The organism is Arthrobacter sp. 8AJ, from assembly GCF_902506025.1.
GTDB lineage: Bacteria > Actinomycetota > Actinomycetes > Actinomycetales > Micrococcaceae > Arthrobacter.
The window spans coordinates 3,643,465-3,659,371 of sequence record NZ_LR733289.1; the positions used below are offsets into that span (position 1 = coordinate 3,643,465).

Here is a 15,907-nt window from a genome sequence, read left to right on the forward strand (position 1 = left end):
CTTTGTAGACTGTAGGGCGGACCGCAAGAGAACTTAAGGACTCCCATGACCGAATCACCAGCCGCCAGGCACCACCGTGAACAGCAGGCTGGATCTCTGACCACCGGCAGCCACATCCTCCTCCCCGACGGCCGGCGCACTGCCGAAATCGACCAGGTGGAGCTCGAGCACGACGATTTTGGCTCCCCCGCACTGGTACTGGCCAGCCTCTCCGGCGGCGGAACCCTGCGGGTTGCCATCGGCACCATGGTCACAGTGGTGGACGGAGCGCACGACGACGTCACCCAGCTTCCGCTGCCCGCGGACCTTCCGGAGGCCGCACCACCGGCGGAAACCCTGACCCCGCGGAACGGTGCGCAGGAGCAGCCCGGCGCCGGGACCGGTCCCCTCAATGTGGCGCCCGCCGTCGTCGTCCCTCCCCTCCCGCCGGCGCCGCCCGCAGCGACCGGGCCCAGCGAGGAGGAACTGGCACTCATCCCGGCGCCGGCCGGCACCCCCGAATCAGTAGTGGAGGCCGCCGCGGAGGCGCACCCGGATGCGGAGGGCGTGCTGCTCCTGGCCGACAGGCTGTCCAAGGGCGTCAACTTCAAATCCGGAAGCTGCCTGAAGGACCTCAGCGACCTGGCGCACGAACTGTTCATCACGCTCAAGGACGCGGACGGCGCACTGTCCGTGGCAGACCTGATCACCGTGCTGCCCTATGACGGAAACCCGGGCCGGTGGACCTCGGTGGAGGCCTCCCTGGCGCTGGCCAGCTACATTTGCCGGCAGGACGGCCAGGACGAACGCGCCGAAGTGTACGAGAAACTGATCCGCACCCCGGAAAACCAGGAAACGGACCCGTTCAAGGCGCGCATGGCAGCCAAGGTGCGGCAGCGCTCGCTCAACGAGCCCAACCTGTACGACAAGGAAATCTTCCGCTCCATCGACAACTCCAACCATGACGCCGAGCGCGAATGGCGGCTGCTGCGGCTGGAATCCCTGCTGTTCCTGCGGGCGCACGGCGGCTCGGAAACCATCGGGACGTCCGAACTGGAACGGCGCATCAGCAACGAGCTGGAGGCCGTCCGCTCCTGACCCGCGGGGCGTCCGGCAGGCGCCTCCCGCGGGCCTTCCGGGCGTCTTCCCGGTGCCTTCCCGCAATGGGAAATTGCCCCTACCCGAGGCTATGTCCGGGGCGTACATTCGGGGCTATGACCAACAATCTCAGCGTAGTGATCAACGCCGACGCGCCGCAGGTCTGGACCATGCTGCGTGAACCGTCCAAGGTGGCCCAGTGGCATGGCTGGCAGGCCGAGGACCTGGAGTCCGAGATCAAGGAGATCTACTTCTCCAGTGACGTGCAGGAAGCACCGGACCACACCAGCCTCACCGTGCACGGCGGGGACACGTTTGAGCTCCACCCGGAGGCCGGTGGAACCCGGGTCAGTGTCACCCGCGCCGCCGTGGACCATGACTCCGAGTGGGCTGCCTGGGACGAGGACATCACGCAGGGCTGGCTCACCTTCCTGCAGCAGCTCCGCTTCGCCCTGGAACGCCACCCGCACGGCAAGCGGCACACCCTGTTCCTGCACCTGACCGAGGGCAAAGCCTCCGCCATTGCGAAGCTGGGGCTCTCCGACCTCCCCGCGCCGGGCGAGCCATACCAATTCACACTCGGCACCGGCGAGGACATCAGCGGCAAGGTCTGGTACCGGACCAGCCACCAGGTGGGGCTCACGGTGCACAGCTACGCCGAACACGGCGAGGGGCTGCTGGTGGTGGCGGACCATCCGGCCATCAAGGACGTCCGCGCGGAGGGTGACGGCTCGCTGGTCATCGCTTCCACGTACGACCTCGGCGCCGGCGCCTTCGACGCCATCCGGCAATCCTGGGATTCCTGGCGGTCCGAGAACTACCCCGCCTCGGAACGGGCCAGCTGAGTTTACGGGGGCCGGGCGGTTTGCTGGCACACTGGTACGGTGCCAGCCAACCCCGCCTTCGCCCTGCCTGAAACCCGATCCCAGTTCTCCTTCACGGTCGGCACCCGCCTTGCGGAGTCCTGCCCGCCGACGGCGGCTCAGGTAGCGGAAAACGACGGGGAATTCCTGGGCCGCACCGGCACCATCACCACCCCGCACGGTGAGATCCAGACGCCGGCCTTCATCGCCGTCGGCACCAAGGCCACCGTCAAGGCCGTGCTCCCGGAGTCCATGGCGGACCTTGGCGCCCAGGCGCTGCTGGCCAACGCCTACCACCTGTACCTGCAGCCGGGCCCGGACATCCTGGACGCGGCCGGCGGCCTTGGTGCCTTCATGAACTGGTCCGGCCCCACCTTCACCGACTCCGGCGGATTCCAGGTGATGAGCCTCGGCTCGGGGTTCAAGAAGGTCATCGACATGAAGTCCGTGGACGCCTCCGGACCGGATGATGCCGTGGCCCCCGGCAAGGAACGCCTGGCGCATATTGACGACGACGGCGTCTGGTTCAAGTCCCACCTAAACGGGGACCGGCACCGGTTCTCCCCCGAGATCTCCATGCAGGTCCAGCACCAGATCGGCGCGGACATCATGTTCGCGTTCGACGAGCTGACCACCCTGCAGAACTCCCGGCGGTACCAGGAGGAATCACTGGAACGCACCCGGCTGTGGGCGGAGCGGTGCATCGAGGAACACTTCCGCCTGACGGAGGAACGGGCGGCCAAGCCCTACCAGGCGCTGTTCGGCGTGATCCAGGGCGCCCAGTATGAAGACCTGCGCCGGAAGGCCTGCCGCGATCTGGGCGCGATGCCGTTCGACGGTTTCGGCATCGGCGGGGCGCTGGAGAAGGAGAACCTGGGCACCATCGTGCGCTGGTGCAACGAGGAGCTGCCGGAGGACAAGCCGCGCCACCTGCTGGGTATTTCCGAACCGGATGACATCTTCACCGCCATCGAGAACGGCGCCGACACCTTCGACTGCGTCTCCCCCACCCGGGTGGCCCGCAACTCCGCGTTCTATACCCCGTACGGCCGGTTCAATCTTTCCGGCGCCAAGTACAAGCGCGATTTCGGGCCGCTGCAGGAGGGCTGCGACTGCTACGCCTGTGCCAACTATTCGCGGGCCTACATCCACCACCTGTTCAAGGCCAAGGAAATGGTGTCCGCCACCCTCATCTCCATCCACAACGAGCGGTTCGTGGTGAAGATGGTGGACGACGCCCGGCTGGCCATCGAGTCCGGCACCTTCTTCGATTTCAAGGCCGAAACCCTGGGCCGGTACTACTCCTGAGCGTGGCTCCCGGGTGGCTCCGCTATCCTGACCAAATGCTCATCGAGATCCAGGCCGCAGCAGGCCCTGCCGAAGCCATTGTCGCCCGCCCGTCCACCGGTACCGGCCCGTTCCCGGGGGTCATCTTCTACATGGACGCGTTCGGCCTGCGCCCGCGCATCCAGGAGATGGCGCAGCGCATTGCCGACTGGGGCTACGTGGTGCTGGCGCCAAACGTGTTCTACCGGGAAGGAACAGTCGCCGAGTTGGCCCCGGCCGGTGACATGTCCACCCAGGAGGGCCGGGAAGCTGCCGGCAAGGCTGCCTTCCCCCGGGTGGGCCGGCTGACTCCGGACAAGGCCCTGCCGGACATCGATGCCTGGGTTTCCGCGCTGGCGGCGCTCGACGGCGTGGCGCCGGGTCCCATTGGCACCACCGGCTACTGCATGGGTGCCCGGCTCGCGGTCCGCACCGCCACCTCGCACCCGGACCTGGTGGCAGCGTGTGGCGGCTTCCACGGCGGCGGGCTGGCAACGGAGGATCCGGACAGCCCGCACCTGGGGCTTGGTACGGCCCGGGCGCGCTTCGTCTTTGGCCACGCGGACCACGACCGGAGCATGGCCCCCGACGCCGTCGCGCGCCTGGGCGAAGCGCTCAAGGACGCCGGACTCGAGGCATCCAACGAGATCTACGAAGGGGCACCTCACGGCTACAGCATGGCGGACACCTCGGCGTTCCACCCGGAAGCCACGGAGCGGCACTTCCGGGAACTGCGCGCCCTGCTGGACGGGACGCTGAAGGGCTGACCCGGCCGGCCGCCGTCGAACCCGCCGGAAAGCTGCCGGATCGCCGGAACGTTGCGGCGAGCCGGACGGGTTCCGGCGAGTTGGGGACGCAGGACGTTGTCCACATGACGACGACGGCGCTTTCAGTGAGTGCCGCAGCGGCGGGATCCTGTCGGGATGACACCGCAGCAACCAACCCCTCTCCCGGCTCTGCCAAACACCGGCAACCTGTGGCGGACCGGGCAACTGCACGGGAACGGCCTCAATTCCCGGGCCATCAAGGCCTTGGTCCTCCGCGGGAAGCTGGTCCGCCTCCGCCACGGTTGCTACATCCGCGCCGAGCTGTGGGAAAAACAATCACGTCCCGTCCGCAGCATGCAGCTGATTCACGCCCATGCACTCGGCACGCTGAGCACTTCGGCCGGTGGCTACGTGTACAGCCACACCTCCGCGGCCCGGCTGCACGGGTTGTATCTCTGGGACGTGGATGACCTGGTCCACCTTTTGATGCCGGGAAACCCTTCCAGTGAGCGGCTCGGCAAGGATGTCCGCGGCCATACCCGGCCCTGGACTGCGTTGGAGGTGGTGACCCTCGGAGGCCTCAAGGTGACCTCGCTGGAGCGGACGGCAGTGGATTGTGCCATGATGCTGGGCTATCGGCAGTCGCTGGTGCTGATGGACCACGCCCTCCGGCTCGGCGCGGACAGGGCCCTGATGGAAAGCATGGCTGACGGCCTGCAGGGACGGCGCGGGATCCGGACCCTCCGGCTGGCGCTCGCCCACGCAGATCCGCGCTCGGAGTCCGCCGGAGAGACACTCACGCGCGAACTCCTTATGCGGCTGAAACTTCCCCTGCCGGAGCCCCAAGTCTCGGTGGATACGCGTGCCGGCCGGTACCGGCTGGATTTCGCCTGGAAGGAAAAGAAGGTTGCCCTCGAATTCGACGGGAAGACGAAGTACTTCGACTACAAACCGACGGATGAGGTGCTGTTCCAGGAACGACAGCGGGAGAATGCCCTCACCGAGAACGGCTGGACGTTTGTGCGCGTGAAGTGGGCCGACCTCTTCCGCGAACACGAGTTCAAAGCCCGCGTGCTTGCCGCGCTCCGACCCTAGCGACGCCGGTGGAGCGCCCAAATCGCCGGAAAGGTGCCGGATCGCCGGTTCTTTCCGTCGATCCGGCACCTTTCCGGCGATCCCGGGACTCGGGGCACCGGTTTGGCGGGCGTCCGACGGCGGGTGGCAGGATGGGTGCATGACTTCCGCTACCCCTGACGCAACGCTGCCCGCCGCACGTCCCGCCGTCGTCCTCACCATCGCCGGGTCCGAAGCCACCGGTGGCGCCGGCGCGCAGGCCGACCTGAAAACCTTCCAGGAACTGGGCGTCTTCGGCATCGCCAACCTGACCTGCATCGTGTCCTTCGACCCCAAGGACAGCTGGAACCACCGCTTCGTGCCGGTGGACCAGCAGGTGATTGCCGACCAGCTGGAGGCAACGACGGCGGCGTACGGTCCGGCGTCGGGCGCGCCTTCCGCCCTGGACACGGTGAAGATCGGCATGCTGGGCAGCCCGGCCACCATCAGCACGGTGGCCGGCGCCCTGCAGGAGAACAGCTTCGCCAACGTTGTCCTGGACCCGGTGCTGATCTGTAAGGGCCAGGAGCCGGGGCACGCACTGGACACGGACCAGGCCCTGAAGTCGCAGATCCTGCCGCTGGCCACCTTCGTCACGCCCAACCATTTCGAGGCGGAATCACTGTCCGGCCTGGAGATCACGGACGTCGAATCCCTGAAGGCCGCTGCCGTGCGCATCCACGAACTCAGCGGCGCAGCAGTCCTGGCCAAGGGCGGGGTCCGGCTGGAAGGCCCGGACGCCGTCGACGTTTTCTACGACGGCCAGACCCTCGAAGTCCTCAGCGCCCCGAAGGTGGGCGAGGTGGCCGTCTCCGGCGCCGGCTGCTCGCTCGCCGCCGCCGTAACGGCGGAACTGGCCAAGGGCGCCAGCCCGCTGGAGGCCGCCCGGACCGCCAAGGACTTCGTTACCGCCGGCATCCGCAACCGCGTTGCCTCCGGCGCCCCGTTCGACGCCCTGTGGCAGGGCGGCGCCCGCTGACCAAACGCCCCATCACTTTTGGGCCTTAAAACCCAAACGCCCCATCACTTTTGGCCCTTAATTCCGGAACGCGTTTGCATAGAGTGCAGACGCGTTCCCGATTTATGGGCAGGATGTGATGGCGGGTTTGGACCCCGGTCAGCGCCGCGGGATGTTGCGCAGGTTGCTGCGCGCCATACTCACGGCCTCACCCGCCCCGCGGTTCAGCACCACCTTGGACATGGCCGTGGCGAACCCGATCACCTGGGAACCGGAGATCTTCGGCGGGATGGACAGCGCCTTGGGGTCGGTGATGAGTTCCACCAGCGACGGGCCGGGGTGGGCGAACGCTTCCCGGTACGCCGATTCGATCTGCGCCGGATCCGTGACCCTCACCGCATGGAAGCCCAGCGCCTGTGCCACGGCCGCGTAGTTGGCATCGGGGACGTCCACACCGAAATCGGGCAGTCCGTCCACCAGCATCTCGAGCTTGACCATGCCGAGGGTTGAGTTGTTGAACACCACTACGTTCACCGGCAGCTTGTAGGCGGCGGCGCTGATGAGCTCACCCAGCAGCATGGACAGCCCACCGTCGCCGGAGACGGAGATGACTTGCCGGCCGGGGTAGGCCAACTGTGCGCCGATGGCGTGCGGCAGGGCGTTGGCCATGGAGCCGTGCAGGAAGGACCCGATGAGCCGGCGGGTGCCCAGCGGGTTGATGTACCGCGCGGTCCAGACGTTGCACATGCCCGTGTCCGCGGTGAAGATGGCGTCCTCGGCGGCCACCTGGTCCAGCAGGGACGCCGCGTACTCCGGGTGGATGGGCTGCTTCTTCTCCACCTTCCGGGTGTAGGCGCCCACGGCCTTGTTCATCAGCCGGTCGTGCTTCTTCAGCATCTGGTCCAGGAACCTGCGGCTCTTCTTCGCCTTCACCAGCGGGAGCAGTGCGCGCAGGGTGGGCAGCACGTCGCCGTGGACGGCAATGTCGACGTCAGTCCGGCGGCCCAGCCGGTGGGCCACCCGGTCCACCTGCGCGGTGCGGGTGTCCGGCAGGAACTGGTCGTACGGGAAGTCGGTGCCTAGGAGGATCAGCAGGTCGGCGTCCTCGATGCCCTCCGCCGCGGCCCCGTAGCCCAGCAGCCCGGTCATGCCGATATCGAACGGGTTATCGTACTGGACGAAGTCCTTGCCGCGCAGCGAGTGCCCCACCGGCGCCTTGGCCAGGTCGGCGAGCGCCATCAGCTCGCTGTGTGCCCCTTCCACGCCGGCGCCGGCGAAGATGGCCACCTTGCCGGCGTCGTCGATGGCGTCCGCGAGGGCCTGGACGCTGGCCGGGTCCGGGACCAGGCTGGCAGGCCGGAAGGTGGCAGGCAGCGGGGTGGGGCCGGCGGCCTCCAGCCCGGCGATGTCACCCGGAAGGGTCACGACGGCCACTCCCCCAAGCCCCAGCGCGTGCTGGATGGCACTGTGCATTACCCGGGGAGCCTGCTCTGCGGTGCTGACCAGCTCCGAGTACACCGAGCATTCGTTGAACAGGCGGTCCGGGTGGGTCTCCTGGAAGAAGCTGCTGCCGATCTGCTTGCTGGGAATGTGGGAGGCGATGGCCAGCACCGGAGCGCCGGAGCGGTTGGCGTCATACAGGCCGTTGATCAGGTGCAGGTTTCCGGGGCCGCAGGATCCGGCGCACACGGCAAGCTTTCCGGTGAGCTGCGCTTCTGCTGCGGCGGCAAAGGCGGCGGCTTCCTCATGGCGGACGTGGATCCAGTCAATGCCGCCCTTCGCGGAGCCGCCGGTCTGGCGGACCGCGTCCACGATCGGGTTGAGGCTGTCGCCCACAATCCCGTAGATCCGCTGCACGCCGGCAGCCTGGAGTTGTTCGATGAGCTGGGTGGCAAGTTCCTTGGCCATGGGTGCAGACTCCCGCGATGGTGGTGGTGTGCTGACATGGCCCAATATAGTCCGCCCACCCGGCCGGTTCCCCGGCAGGCCTTCTAGCCGGCCTGGTCCAGGGCAGCTCCGGGGGCGGCCCGCACCTCGGCGGCGAGGGCTTCAGCGAGCAGGGTTGCGGTCCGCACGATGAACGCCCGACGACGGGTGGTCCGGTCAGCACTGCTGCCCGCCAGGAGCGTGTCGATCTGGGGCAGGACCGGCCAGCCGTCGCACAGGGTGATGACGGTGATCAGCAGGTCCGCGGCGTCAGTCCGGTCGATTCCGGGCAGCACGTCCAGGACCTGGCCTACCTTGATGGCGCAGTGGTCGGACCGGGTGGCGCGGCTGACGGTTTCCCCGCCCCGCTCCAGGCCTTCCCAGAACAGCAGCCTGGGCAGGACGCCGTCGGTAGTGTGCCGGTCGAAGAGGCGGCCGGCGTATTCGCCGAACGCCTCCGGTCCGCTGCCGGTGATGGGCACCTCGGTCATTACCCGGACCATTTCGGCGGCCAGGACGGCGTCGAACAGCTCATCCTTCTTACCGAAGTACTGGTAGATGCGCTCCTTGTTCACGCCGGCGGCAGCTGCGATGCGGTCCACCCGCGCCCCCGCGAGCCCCTTGGCGCTGAACTCCTCCGTGGCAGCGGCCAGCAGCAGTTCCCTGGTCCGCGCTGTGTTCCATGCCATGACATAAGTCTACGCAATTCCAACCAGGTAGTTGCAATTGCACCTGTCCGCGTTTAGTGTCTTTGCAAGCAATAAGCAACTAATCAGTTGGAGTTTTCCATGGACACGGTTCCACAGCCCACAGCCCCCTCCGTTGCCCAGCCGGCAAACCTTGCCGCTCCCCAGCCCGTGCTGCCCGCAGCCCCATCGGCGCCGGGAGCTCCGGCGGCTCCGCCGTCCATCCATGTCCGCGCGGCCATCACCTGGCTGGCAATTTTTCCGCTGGTTGCCATCGGCATGATGGCGGCCGCACCCCTCATGGAAACCTGGCACCCCGTCTTCCGGGCCATGGGGCTGACCATGGTGGTGGTTCCCACCGCGGTGTACGTGGTGCTGCCCCGCCTGTTCGCCGCGCACGGATTCCTGGTGCGCCGGCGGACGACCCGCCGCTAAAAGGGGCTCCGCGTCCCATACCTCCCCTCTGCACATGCAAAAGGAGGCGTACGACGGCGGCCCGGCAGCCGCCGTCGTACGCCTCCTTGGGCGATGCGTCCGTTGGGACGCCCGAATGCTAGACGCCGAGCGAGTCCTTGTCCTTGCCGCCACCCTGCGGCGCCTGCTCCCAGGCGTGGCCCTGTTCGTCGTCCAGGTGTGTGGCCTTCTTGTTCTTCAGGGCGATGATGTAGACCACCAGCGAGATGGCGATGGCGATGGTCACGTAGGTGAAGAACAGGTCCTCCCGCTCCGCCTTCTGGAAGGCCGCGCCGATCAGCGGCACGGTTCCGCCGAAGAGCGAGTTGGCGATTGCGTAGCCCAGGCCAACGCCGAGCGCGCGGATGGAGGCGGGGAACAGTTCAGCCTTTACCAGGGCGTTGATCGAGGTGTAGCCGCCGACAATCACCAGGCCACCCATCATGAGCAGGAACGCGGTGAACGGGTCCTTGGTGCCGGCAAGGGTGGAGAGCAGCGGCCAGGTGAAAAGCACGCCGGTGATGCCGAACCAGAGCAGCAGCGGCTTGCGGCCCACCTTGTCCGAGATGATGCCGTAGACGGGCTGGAGCAGCATGAAGATGAACAGGGCCCAGAAGTTGATCACGGAGGTGTCGGTCTTGGCGATGCCCGAGGTATCGTTCATGAACTTCAGGATGAAGTTGGTGTAGGTGTAGAACGCCACGGTGCCGCCAAGGGTGATGCCGATGCAGACCAGCAGCGGCTTCCAGTAGCTCGTGAACAGCAGCTTCATGGTGCCCGGCTGGGCCTGTCCGGCAACCGCGGGAGTCTTGGCGGCCTCGAGCTGCTCGGCGGAAACGGTCTCCTCCATGGAGCGGCGGAGCCACAGCACCACCAGGGCAGCCACGCCGCCGATGGCGAACGGGATGCGCCAGCCCCACTCCCCCAGGTCGCCCTTGGGCATGACGTTCTGCAGGATCACCAGGACCAGCAGGGCCAGCATCTGGCCGCCGATCAGGGTGACGTACTGGAAGCTGGAGAAGAAGCCGCGGCGCTTGCTGGTGGCTGCCTCGGACATGTAGGTGGCGCTGGTGCCGTACTCGCCGCCCACGGAGAAGCCCTGGATCACGCGGATGAGCACCAGCAGGATCATGGCCCACAGCCCGATGACGTCCTGGGTGGGCAGCACGGCGATGGCGAAAGAGCCGGCCGACATCAGGGTGACGCTGAGCGTCAGGGCGGCCTTGCGGCCCTTGCGGTCCGCGTACCGGCCGAAGAACCAGGCACCGATGGGCCGCATGAGGAACGACGTCGAGAAGACGGCCATCGCTTCGAGGCCCGCCTGCAGCTCATCTTTAGAGTTGAAGAAGTGGGCCTGGAAGTAGGCGGCAAAGACGGTGTAGACGTAGAGGTCGTACCATTCCACAAGGTTGCCGGCGGAACCCTTCAGGATGTTGCCCACGGCCCGCCGGGTCTGGGCGGCCTCCGTCAGGGGCGCGGTTTGTTGGGTGCTCATCGGTGAGTTCCTCCTTGTGGTGACGTGCGTCCTCCAACGCCGGAGGGCCTCATCCACGGTATGGGTGATCCACCGCACAGCCAACGTGGCGGGGCATTTCCTAACACTTCCTTAGGTTTTGCCTGCGTGTCCCGTCTCGGCCGGCCCGGCCTCCGTCGGGCATATCCTGGCGCCACGCGGTAATCTCACGTGGCGGGGATGAACCGGACACCACAGGAAACGCAGCAAGGAAGATGGCCATGGACGTGCTGATCGTCGAGGACGACGACGCCATGGCCGGCGCCCTCACCGCCGCCGTCGAAAGCGCCGGACACCACCCGCAGCGGCTGGCGCGGGGCGCTGATGCGCTGCTGTCCCACCGGAACTTCCAGGTGATCCTCCTGGACCTCGGCCTGCCGGACATGGACGGGCTGGAGGTGCTGCGCAAACTGCGCCAGGTCACCGATGTCCCCATCCTGATCCTGACCGCACGGGACGACGAACGCAGCGTGGTGCTCGGGCTGCGCTCCGGCGCGGACGACTACCTGGTCAAGCCGGTCAAGCTGGTGGAACTGCTCGCCAGGATCGAAGCGGTGACGCGGCGGGCGGGCCGTGGCGGCGGCACCCCGCAGGAGCACGTCATCGTGCTGGATGACGTGGCGATCGACCTGAACCGCCGCACCGCTTCCAAAGCCGGTTCGCCGCTCGCCCTGACCGCCACGGAGTTCGAGCTCCTCGCGCTGCTGGCACGCCACGCCGGCTCGGTGGTCACCCGGGAACAAATCCTTGACGCGCTGTGGGGCGACGCCTTCCTGGCTTCCTCCCGGTCCCTGGACGTCCACCTCACCGGGCTGCGGGCAAAACTGCAAAAACCCGGCTTCATCATCAACGTCCGTGGGGTGGGGTACCGGGTGGAGGCGGCTTCCGGATGAGGCTGCGGGTGCTGGGCGTCCTCAGCGTGCTCTGCCTGGTGGTGGTCTTCCTGATCTCGGGCACCATCCTCACGTCCGCGTCCCGCGAGCTGACCCAGGAGCTGCAAATCAACCGGGCGGCGTCCCTGAACCGTCTGGCGCAGGTGGCGTTCGATGCCTCCGCCGACGGGGACACGGCGCGGCTGCAGCGGGAGATGGACACGTACTCCGGGCTGTACGGGGAAGGGATCGTGGTGCGTGTGCAGCAGGCCACCCTTCATTCCGGGGACCTTGATACCGGCCGGTCCGACGTGCAGGACGCGCTGTCCCTGGCCCGGCTGAACGTCAGCAACACCGCCCTGGAACCACTGGAACCTTTCGGTTCCGGCTCCCGGGTGATCTTCCGGCCCTTCGGCAGCGCCAGCCAGGTCCTGGGCGCCGTGGTGCTGGACGTGGACGCCGGCACCGCGCAGCAGAAGCTCCGGGAACGGTGGCTCGCGGTGGGGGTGGCGGCGCTTGCCCTTGCCGCCGTGCTCCTGCTGGGTGCGGCCCGGGTCACCGTATGGGTCCTCCGGCCCGTCCAGCGGCTCAACTCGGCGGTGCACGAACTGGAAAATACCGGCCGGGCGGGACGCCTTCCGGAGGACGGGCCGCCGGAGCTGCGGGAACTGAGCCGGTCCTTCACCGTGATGGCCCGGACCGTGAGCGCCAGCATGGCAGCGCAGCGGCAGCTGATCGCGGACACGTCACACCAGCTGCGCAACCCCGTGGGGGCCCTCCGGCTTCGGCTGGACCTGCTGCAGCTGGAACTGAAGACGGCCCGTGAACACGACGCCGCCGAGCGCGCCATGGCGGAGCTGGACCGGGTGGAGGAGATCCTGGACGGCGTCCTCAAACTCGCCGCCGCGGAGCACCGGGCCTCCGAGGGGTACCTCCGGGCTGCCGGCCGCCTGGAAGGCTTCCCTGCACCGGATCCCGTGGACCCTTTCCCGGTCCTCCAGGGGGAGATTGAGCGGGCGGCACCGCTGGCAGAACAGGCAGGCTGCAGGCTGGTCCTTGCTCCGGCGCCGCAGCCCCCGGCACTGGTTTCCTGCCACCCGGCGGAGCTGGCCCAGATGGCGGCCGAGCTCCTCAACAACGCCCTCAAGTACGCCCCCGGTGCCACCGTGACGGCCACGGTCCGGATGGAGGGCGGCGCGGTGGTGGTGGAGATTTCCGACGACGGTCCAGGGCTTCCTGCCCCGGAGCGCGCCGCGGCTGCCACCAGATTCTGGCGGTCCCCGCAGCATTCGTCGGTTCCCGGGACCGGGCTGGGCATGACGATCGTGGGCCAGCTTGCCGCGGCCAACGGTGGCCGCCTGGTGCTGGCCGAAGCGGCCCCGCATGGGCTCGCGGCCCGGATCGAGTTTCCCGCTCCGGCGTCTGATCAGCTGCTTCCGGGCAGCAGGAGTGGTGATGCCAATGCGTGAAGCGCTTGCCCCGGGCCGCCATGTCTCCCTGCCGACGCGACGGTCCGCGCTCAGGTGGGCCTTCGCCGTCGGACTCGCAGCCTGCCTGCCGCCTGCCCTCAGTGCGTGCACCGGAGGCGACCGGCCGGAGAACCTGGTGGTGGCCGGCGGCGAACCCGGCGGCTTCTACCTCGAGTTCTCGACGTTGCTGGCCGCGGCGCTTGAACGCCACGGCGTAGCGGGCCATGCCCGGGCCGTGGCCACCGGCGGAAGCCTGGACAACATCGCGGAACTGCGGGCGGGCCGGGCGGACTTTGCTGTGGCACTGGCCGATGCCGCCAGCCAGGCGGGCGGAGACGGAGCGGAGATCGCCGCCATCGGGAAGGTTTACGAAAACTACGTCCACTGCGTGGTGCGGAAGGACAGCGGGATCCGGGACATTTCCGGGCTGGCGGGGCGGCGGGTCGCCGTGGGCCAGCCGGGGTCGGGCACCTCTCTTACCACTCCCCGGCTGCTGGAAGCAGCGGGCCTGGGCACCTCCGCGGATGCCGCGCCGCCCTCCGCCGGAACTGCCGCCGTCGAACATCTTGGCCTGAATGACGGCATCGCGGCGCTGAAGGCGGGGACCGTGGATGCCCTGTTCTGGTCCGGCGGCGTGCCCACTGCGGCCATCGCCAGCGCGCAGCAGGACGTGGCGCTCGGACTGCTGGATTTGTCCGCGCTGCTGCCGGAACTGCGGCGGAGGTACGGCGGAATGTACGACCGGGTCCTGATACCGGAAGGCAGCTATCCCGGCATACCGGCGGTGTGGACGGTGGGTGCTCCCAATCTGCTGCTCTGCCGCAGGGACCTGGACGCCGCCACCGTGGAGCGCACCGTCCAGCTGCTGGTGCACAACGCCGGCGAACTCATCCCCCAGTCCACCTTGGGCGTGCAGTTCCTCAGCGCGGAGAGCCTCATCAACACCGCCGGGATTCCGCTGCACCCCGCCGCCGCGGCAGCTTACCGGACCCTGCACGGCTGACCCAACGCCCCATCACTTTCGGCACTTAATCCAGCAACGCGCCATCACTTTTGGCGGCGTACACCCAAACGCCCCATCACCTTTGGCGGCTTATTCCCAAACGCCCGATCACTTTCGTCAGGAAAGTGATGGGGCGTCGGGAGGAAACCGGCGGGAGGTGATGGGGCGTCGGGAGGAAACCGGCGGGAGGTGATGGGGCGTCGGGAGGAAACCGGCAGGATGTGATGGGGCGTTCCTAAGAGCCGGAGTGGGCCTGCAGGAAGCTGTACACCTCGGTCTCATCCACGCCGGGGAAAGCTCCGGGAGGCATCGCGGCCAGGAGGTGCGAGTGGGCCCGGGCGGACGGCCAGGCGTTCCCGGCCCACTGGTTGGTCAGTTCGGCAGGCGGCCGCTTGCAGCAGTTGGGATCCGGGCAATTGGACCTGGCCCGTGCGCTGGTTTCCCGCCCGCGGAACCACTTCACGTGCTGGTACGGCACGCCAATGCTGAGCGAGAATTCGCCGCTGGCGGACCGCTCGGTGCGGGCGGTGCACCAGTACGTGCCCGACGGCGTATCGGTGTACTGGCTGTAGGCACTGAACTTGTCCGGCACATCGAACACGGCACGGGAGGTCCAGGCCTTGCACGACGGCTGGCCCTCAATGGCTCCGGTGTGGTCCTGCGGGAAGTTCACGCCGTCATTCTCGTACGCCTTGTAGATGATGCCGCTCTGGTGGGTCTTCTGGAAATGTGTGGTGATGCCCAGATGCTTCGTGGCCAGGTTGGTGAACCGGTGGGCTGCCGTCTCGTAGGACACTGCGAAGGCGTCCCGGATGTCCTCGACCGCGATTTCCTTGGCCGCTTTGGCTTTTTGCAGAAATTCGACGGTTGCCTGCTCGGGCAGGAGCAGGGCGGCGGCGAAATAGTTGGTGGCTACGCGCTGGGCCAGGAAGTCACCGTAGTTCTTGGGCGTTTCATGGCCCAGGACGTAGTGGCCCAGGGCCTGCAGCAGCACCGAGCGGGGGTCGTGGTCCTGCCGCTGGCTCTGCGTCAGGTAAATTTTGCGGTTCTTCAAATCCGTCACGGAACGGGTGGAATGCGGCAGATCCCCCACGTGGTGCAGGGTGAATCCGAGGTGCTCGGCGATGTCCGCGATGACGTGCTGGCTCAGCGGGCCGGTGGTGTAACCCACCTCCTTGAGGACCTTCTGCGCCTCGGCCTCGTACTCCGGGAAATAGTTGCCGCGCTCCCGCATCATGGCCCGCAGTTCGCCGTTGGCGCGCCGGGCTTCCTCCGGGGTGGCCACCTGCTCGTTCATCTTCCGTTCCAGCTCGTGCAGCAGCCCCACCTGGGCCTCCAGCACATCCAGTGGAAGCCGCGAGCTGATGCGGATTTTGGGCAGGTTCAGCGATTCGTACAGCGGCCCGCGCTGGTAGCGTTCCAGCTCGATTTCGAGGGCGGCGCGGCGGCTGGGTGGCTCGGCCCCGAGCAACTGGTCGATGCTGACGTTCAGGGCGCCGGCGAGGTGCTGCAGCAGCGTCAGTTTGGGCTCGCGTTTGCCGTTTTCAATCAGGCTGAGCTGGCTGGGAGCGGTACCGACGGCGGCGCTCAGGTCATCGAGCGTAAGCCCGGCTTGTTTACGGAGATGGCGGACGCGGCGGCCCAGCGCGATGACGTCCAGTTCCGCTGCGGCGGCTGACGGTGGCTGGGAAACGTCCCGGTTCCAGCTTGAAGGCGACATTTCTGAAGAATACGTGAAGAAGTGGATTTCTTTCCATAGTTTTTCTCTAGAAAGGTGGTTGAAAGTGCTGAAAAGTAGTTGTCACGGAAAGAAACACCGCACCGGATAAGCCGGTGGGAACCTCAACGACGCGGTTCCCACCTACTCCATCCGGAGCTCAA

Annotated in this window: 14 protein-coding genes; 10 read left to right on the forward strand and 4 right to left on the reverse strand. The window is 67.4% G+C overall.

All coding sequences use genetic code 11. The features are described from left to right. The first annotated feature begins 45 nt into the window (after positions 1–45). The 6 genes from BACI349Y_RS16865 (at position 46) to BACI349Y_RS16890 (ending at position 6,125) form a co-directional block, all read left to right on the forward strand. A complete protein-coding gene (locus BACI349Y_RS16865; RefSeq protein WP_159633396.1) occupies positions 46–1,077 on the forward strand; it encodes a DUF6707 family protein in 1,032 nt (343 codons plus the stop codon). Between the two features lie 116 nt (positions 1,078–1,193). Continuing rightward, positions 1,194–1,922: an SRPBCC family protein gene (locus tag BACI349Y_RS16870; RefSeq protein ID WP_159633399.1), complete on the forward strand. Its 729-nt coding sequence runs from the start codon at positions 1,194–1,196 to the stop codon at positions 1,920–1,922. A 39-nt stretch (positions 1,923–1,961) separates the two neighbouring features. After that, positions 1,962–3,248 carry a tRNA guanosine(34) transglycosylase Tgt gene (tgt, locus tag BACI349Y_RS16875; RefSeq protein WP_159633402.1) on the forward strand — a complete coding sequence of 429 codons (1,287 nt, stop codon included), beginning with the start codon at positions 1,962–1,964 and terminating at the stop codon, positions 3,246–3,248. A 35-nt stretch (positions 3,249–3,283) separates the two neighbouring features. Continuing rightward, positions 3,284–4,033 (forward strand): dienelactone hydrolase family protein, encoded by a 750-nt coding sequence (locus BACI349Y_RS16880; protein ID WP_159633407.1) that lies wholly within the window; start codon positions 3,284–3,286, stop codon positions 4,031–4,033. 156 nt (positions 4,034–4,189) lie between these two features. Continuing rightward, complete coding sequence (locus BACI349Y_RS16885; RefSeq protein ID WP_159633410.1) at positions 4,190–5,128, forward strand: type IV toxin-antitoxin system AbiEi family antitoxin domain-containing protein; 939 nt, start codon at positions 4,190–4,192, stop codon at positions 5,126–5,128. Between the two features lie 139 nt (positions 5,129–5,267). After that, the gene (locus tag BACI349Y_RS16890; protein WP_159633413.1) at positions 5,268–6,125 is read left to right on the forward strand and encodes a hydroxymethylpyrimidine/phosphomethylpyrimidine kinase; all 858 of its coding nucleotides are present in this window, start codon (positions 5,268–5,270) and stop codon (positions 6,123–6,125) included. Between the two features lie 138 nt (positions 6,126–6,263). Here the strand turns inward: BACI349Y_RS16890 and BACI349Y_RS16895 are convergent, their stop codons facing one another. After that, a complete protein-coding gene (locus BACI349Y_RS16895) occupies positions 6,264–8,012 on the reverse strand; it encodes a pyruvate dehydrogenase (RefSeq protein WP_159633416.1) in 1,749 nt (582 codons plus the stop codon). Between the two features lie 83 nt (positions 8,013–8,095). Beyond that, positions 8,096–8,719, reverse strand: coding sequence for a TetR/AcrR family transcriptional regulator (locus tag BACI349Y_RS16900; protein ID WP_159633419.1), 624 nt, complete (start codon positions 8,717–8,719; stop codon positions 8,096–8,098). A 99-nt stretch (positions 8,720–8,818) separates the two neighbouring features. On the opposite strand from BACI349Y_RS16900, the gene BACI349Y_RS16905 reads away from it, so the two are divergent. Continuing rightward, positions 8,819–9,151 (forward strand): hypothetical protein, encoded by a 333-nt coding sequence (locus BACI349Y_RS16905; RefSeq protein ID WP_159633422.1) that lies wholly within the window; start codon positions 8,819–8,821, stop codon positions 9,149–9,151. A gap of 118 nt (positions 9,152–9,269) precedes the next feature. Here BACI349Y_RS16905 and BACI349Y_RS16910 read toward each other — a convergent pair whose 3' ends face one another. After that, positions 9,270–10,664 (reverse strand): MFS transporter, encoded by a 1,395-nt coding sequence (locus tag BACI349Y_RS16910; protein WP_159633425.1) that lies wholly within the window; start codon positions 10,662–10,664, stop codon positions 9,270–9,272. 239 nt (positions 10,665–10,903) lie between these two features. Between BACI349Y_RS16910 and BACI349Y_RS16915 the strand changes: the two genes are divergently transcribed. From BACI349Y_RS16915 to BACI349Y_RS16925, 3 genes are read left to right on the forward strand one after another with little or no spacing between them, the layout of a single operon-like run. Continuing rightward, on the forward strand, positions 10,904–11,575 hold the full coding sequence (locus BACI349Y_RS16915; RefSeq protein ID WP_159633428.1) for a response regulator transcription factor: 672 nt from the start codon (positions 10,904–10,906) through the stop codon (positions 11,573–11,575). After that, positions 11,572–13,023 carry a sensor histidine kinase gene (locus tag BACI349Y_RS16920; RefSeq protein WP_159633431.1) on the forward strand — a complete coding sequence of 484 codons (1,452 nt, stop codon included), beginning with the start codon at positions 11,572–11,574 and terminating at the stop codon, positions 13,021–13,023. Before BACI349Y_RS16915 ends, BACI349Y_RS16920 begins: the two co-directional genes overlap by 4 nt. After that, positions 13,010–14,026, forward strand: a complete 1,017-nt coding sequence (locus BACI349Y_RS16925; RefSeq protein WP_236560887.1) for a TAXI family TRAP transporter solute-binding subunit — start codon at positions 13,010–13,012, stop codon at positions 14,024–14,026. The genes BACI349Y_RS16920 and BACI349Y_RS16925 overlap by 14 nt, the downstream gene beginning before the upstream one ends. 235 nt (positions 14,027–14,261) lie before the next feature. Here the strand turns inward: BACI349Y_RS16925 and BACI349Y_RS16930 are convergent, their stop codons facing one another. Next, complete coding sequence (locus tag BACI349Y_RS16930) at positions 14,262–15,773, reverse strand: helix-turn-helix transcriptional regulator (RefSeq protein ID WP_159635840.1); 1,512 nt, start codon at positions 15,771–15,773, stop codon at positions 14,262–14,264. Positions 15,774–15,907 lie beyond the last annotated feature (134 nt).

What these genes read in the sequence shown, in the direction of transcription:
- BACI349Y_RS16865 (WP_159633396.1), top strand. Translation starts at nt 46, where the DNA reads ATGACCGAATCACCAGCCGCCAGGCACCACCGTGAACAGCAGGCTGGA.
- BACI349Y_RS16870 (WP_159633399.1), top strand. Translation starts at nt 1,194, where the DNA reads ATGACCAACAATCTCAGCGTAGTGATCAACGCCGACGCGCCGCAGGTC.
- BACI349Y_RS16880 (WP_159633407.1), top strand. Translation starts at nt 3,284, where the DNA reads ATGCTCATCGAGATCCAGGCCGCAGCAGGCCCTGCCGAAGCCATTGTC.
- BACI349Y_RS16885 (WP_159633410.1), top strand. Translation starts at nt 4,190, where the DNA reads ATGACACCGCAGCAACCAACCCCTCTCCCGGCTCTGCCAAACACCGGC.
- BACI349Y_RS16890 (WP_159633413.1), top strand. Translation starts at nt 5,268, where the DNA reads ATGACTTCCGCTACCCCTGACGCAACGCTGCCCGCCGCACGTCCCGCC.
- BACI349Y_RS16895 (WP_159633416.1), bottom strand. Translation starts at nt 8,012, where the DNA reads ATGGCCAAGGAACTTGCCACCCAGCTCATCGAACAACTCCAGGCTGCC.
- BACI349Y_RS16900 (WP_159633419.1), bottom strand. Translation starts at nt 8,719, where the DNA reads ATGGCATGGAACACAGCGCGGACCAGGGAACTGCTGCTGGCCGCTGCC.
- BACI349Y_RS16905 (WP_159633422.1), top strand. Translation starts at nt 8,819, where the DNA reads ATGGACACGGTTCCACAGCCCACAGCCCCCTCCGTTGCCCAGCCGGCA.
- BACI349Y_RS16910 (WP_159633425.1), bottom strand. Translation starts at nt 10,664, where the DNA reads ATGAGCACCCAACAAACCGCGCCCCTGACGGAGGCCGCCCAGACCCGG.
- BACI349Y_RS16915 (WP_159633428.1), top strand. Translation starts at nt 10,904, where the DNA reads ATGGACGTGCTGATCGTCGAGGACGACGACGCCATGGCCGGCGCCCTC.
- BACI349Y_RS16920 (WP_159633431.1), top strand. Translation starts at nt 11,572, where the DNA reads ATGAGGCTGCGGGTGCTGGGCGTCCTCAGCGTGCTCTGCCTGGTGGTG.
- BACI349Y_RS16925 (WP_236560887.1), top strand. Translation starts at nt 13,010, where the DNA reads ATGCCAATGCGTGAAGCGCTTGCCCCGGGCCGCCATGTCTCCCTGCCG.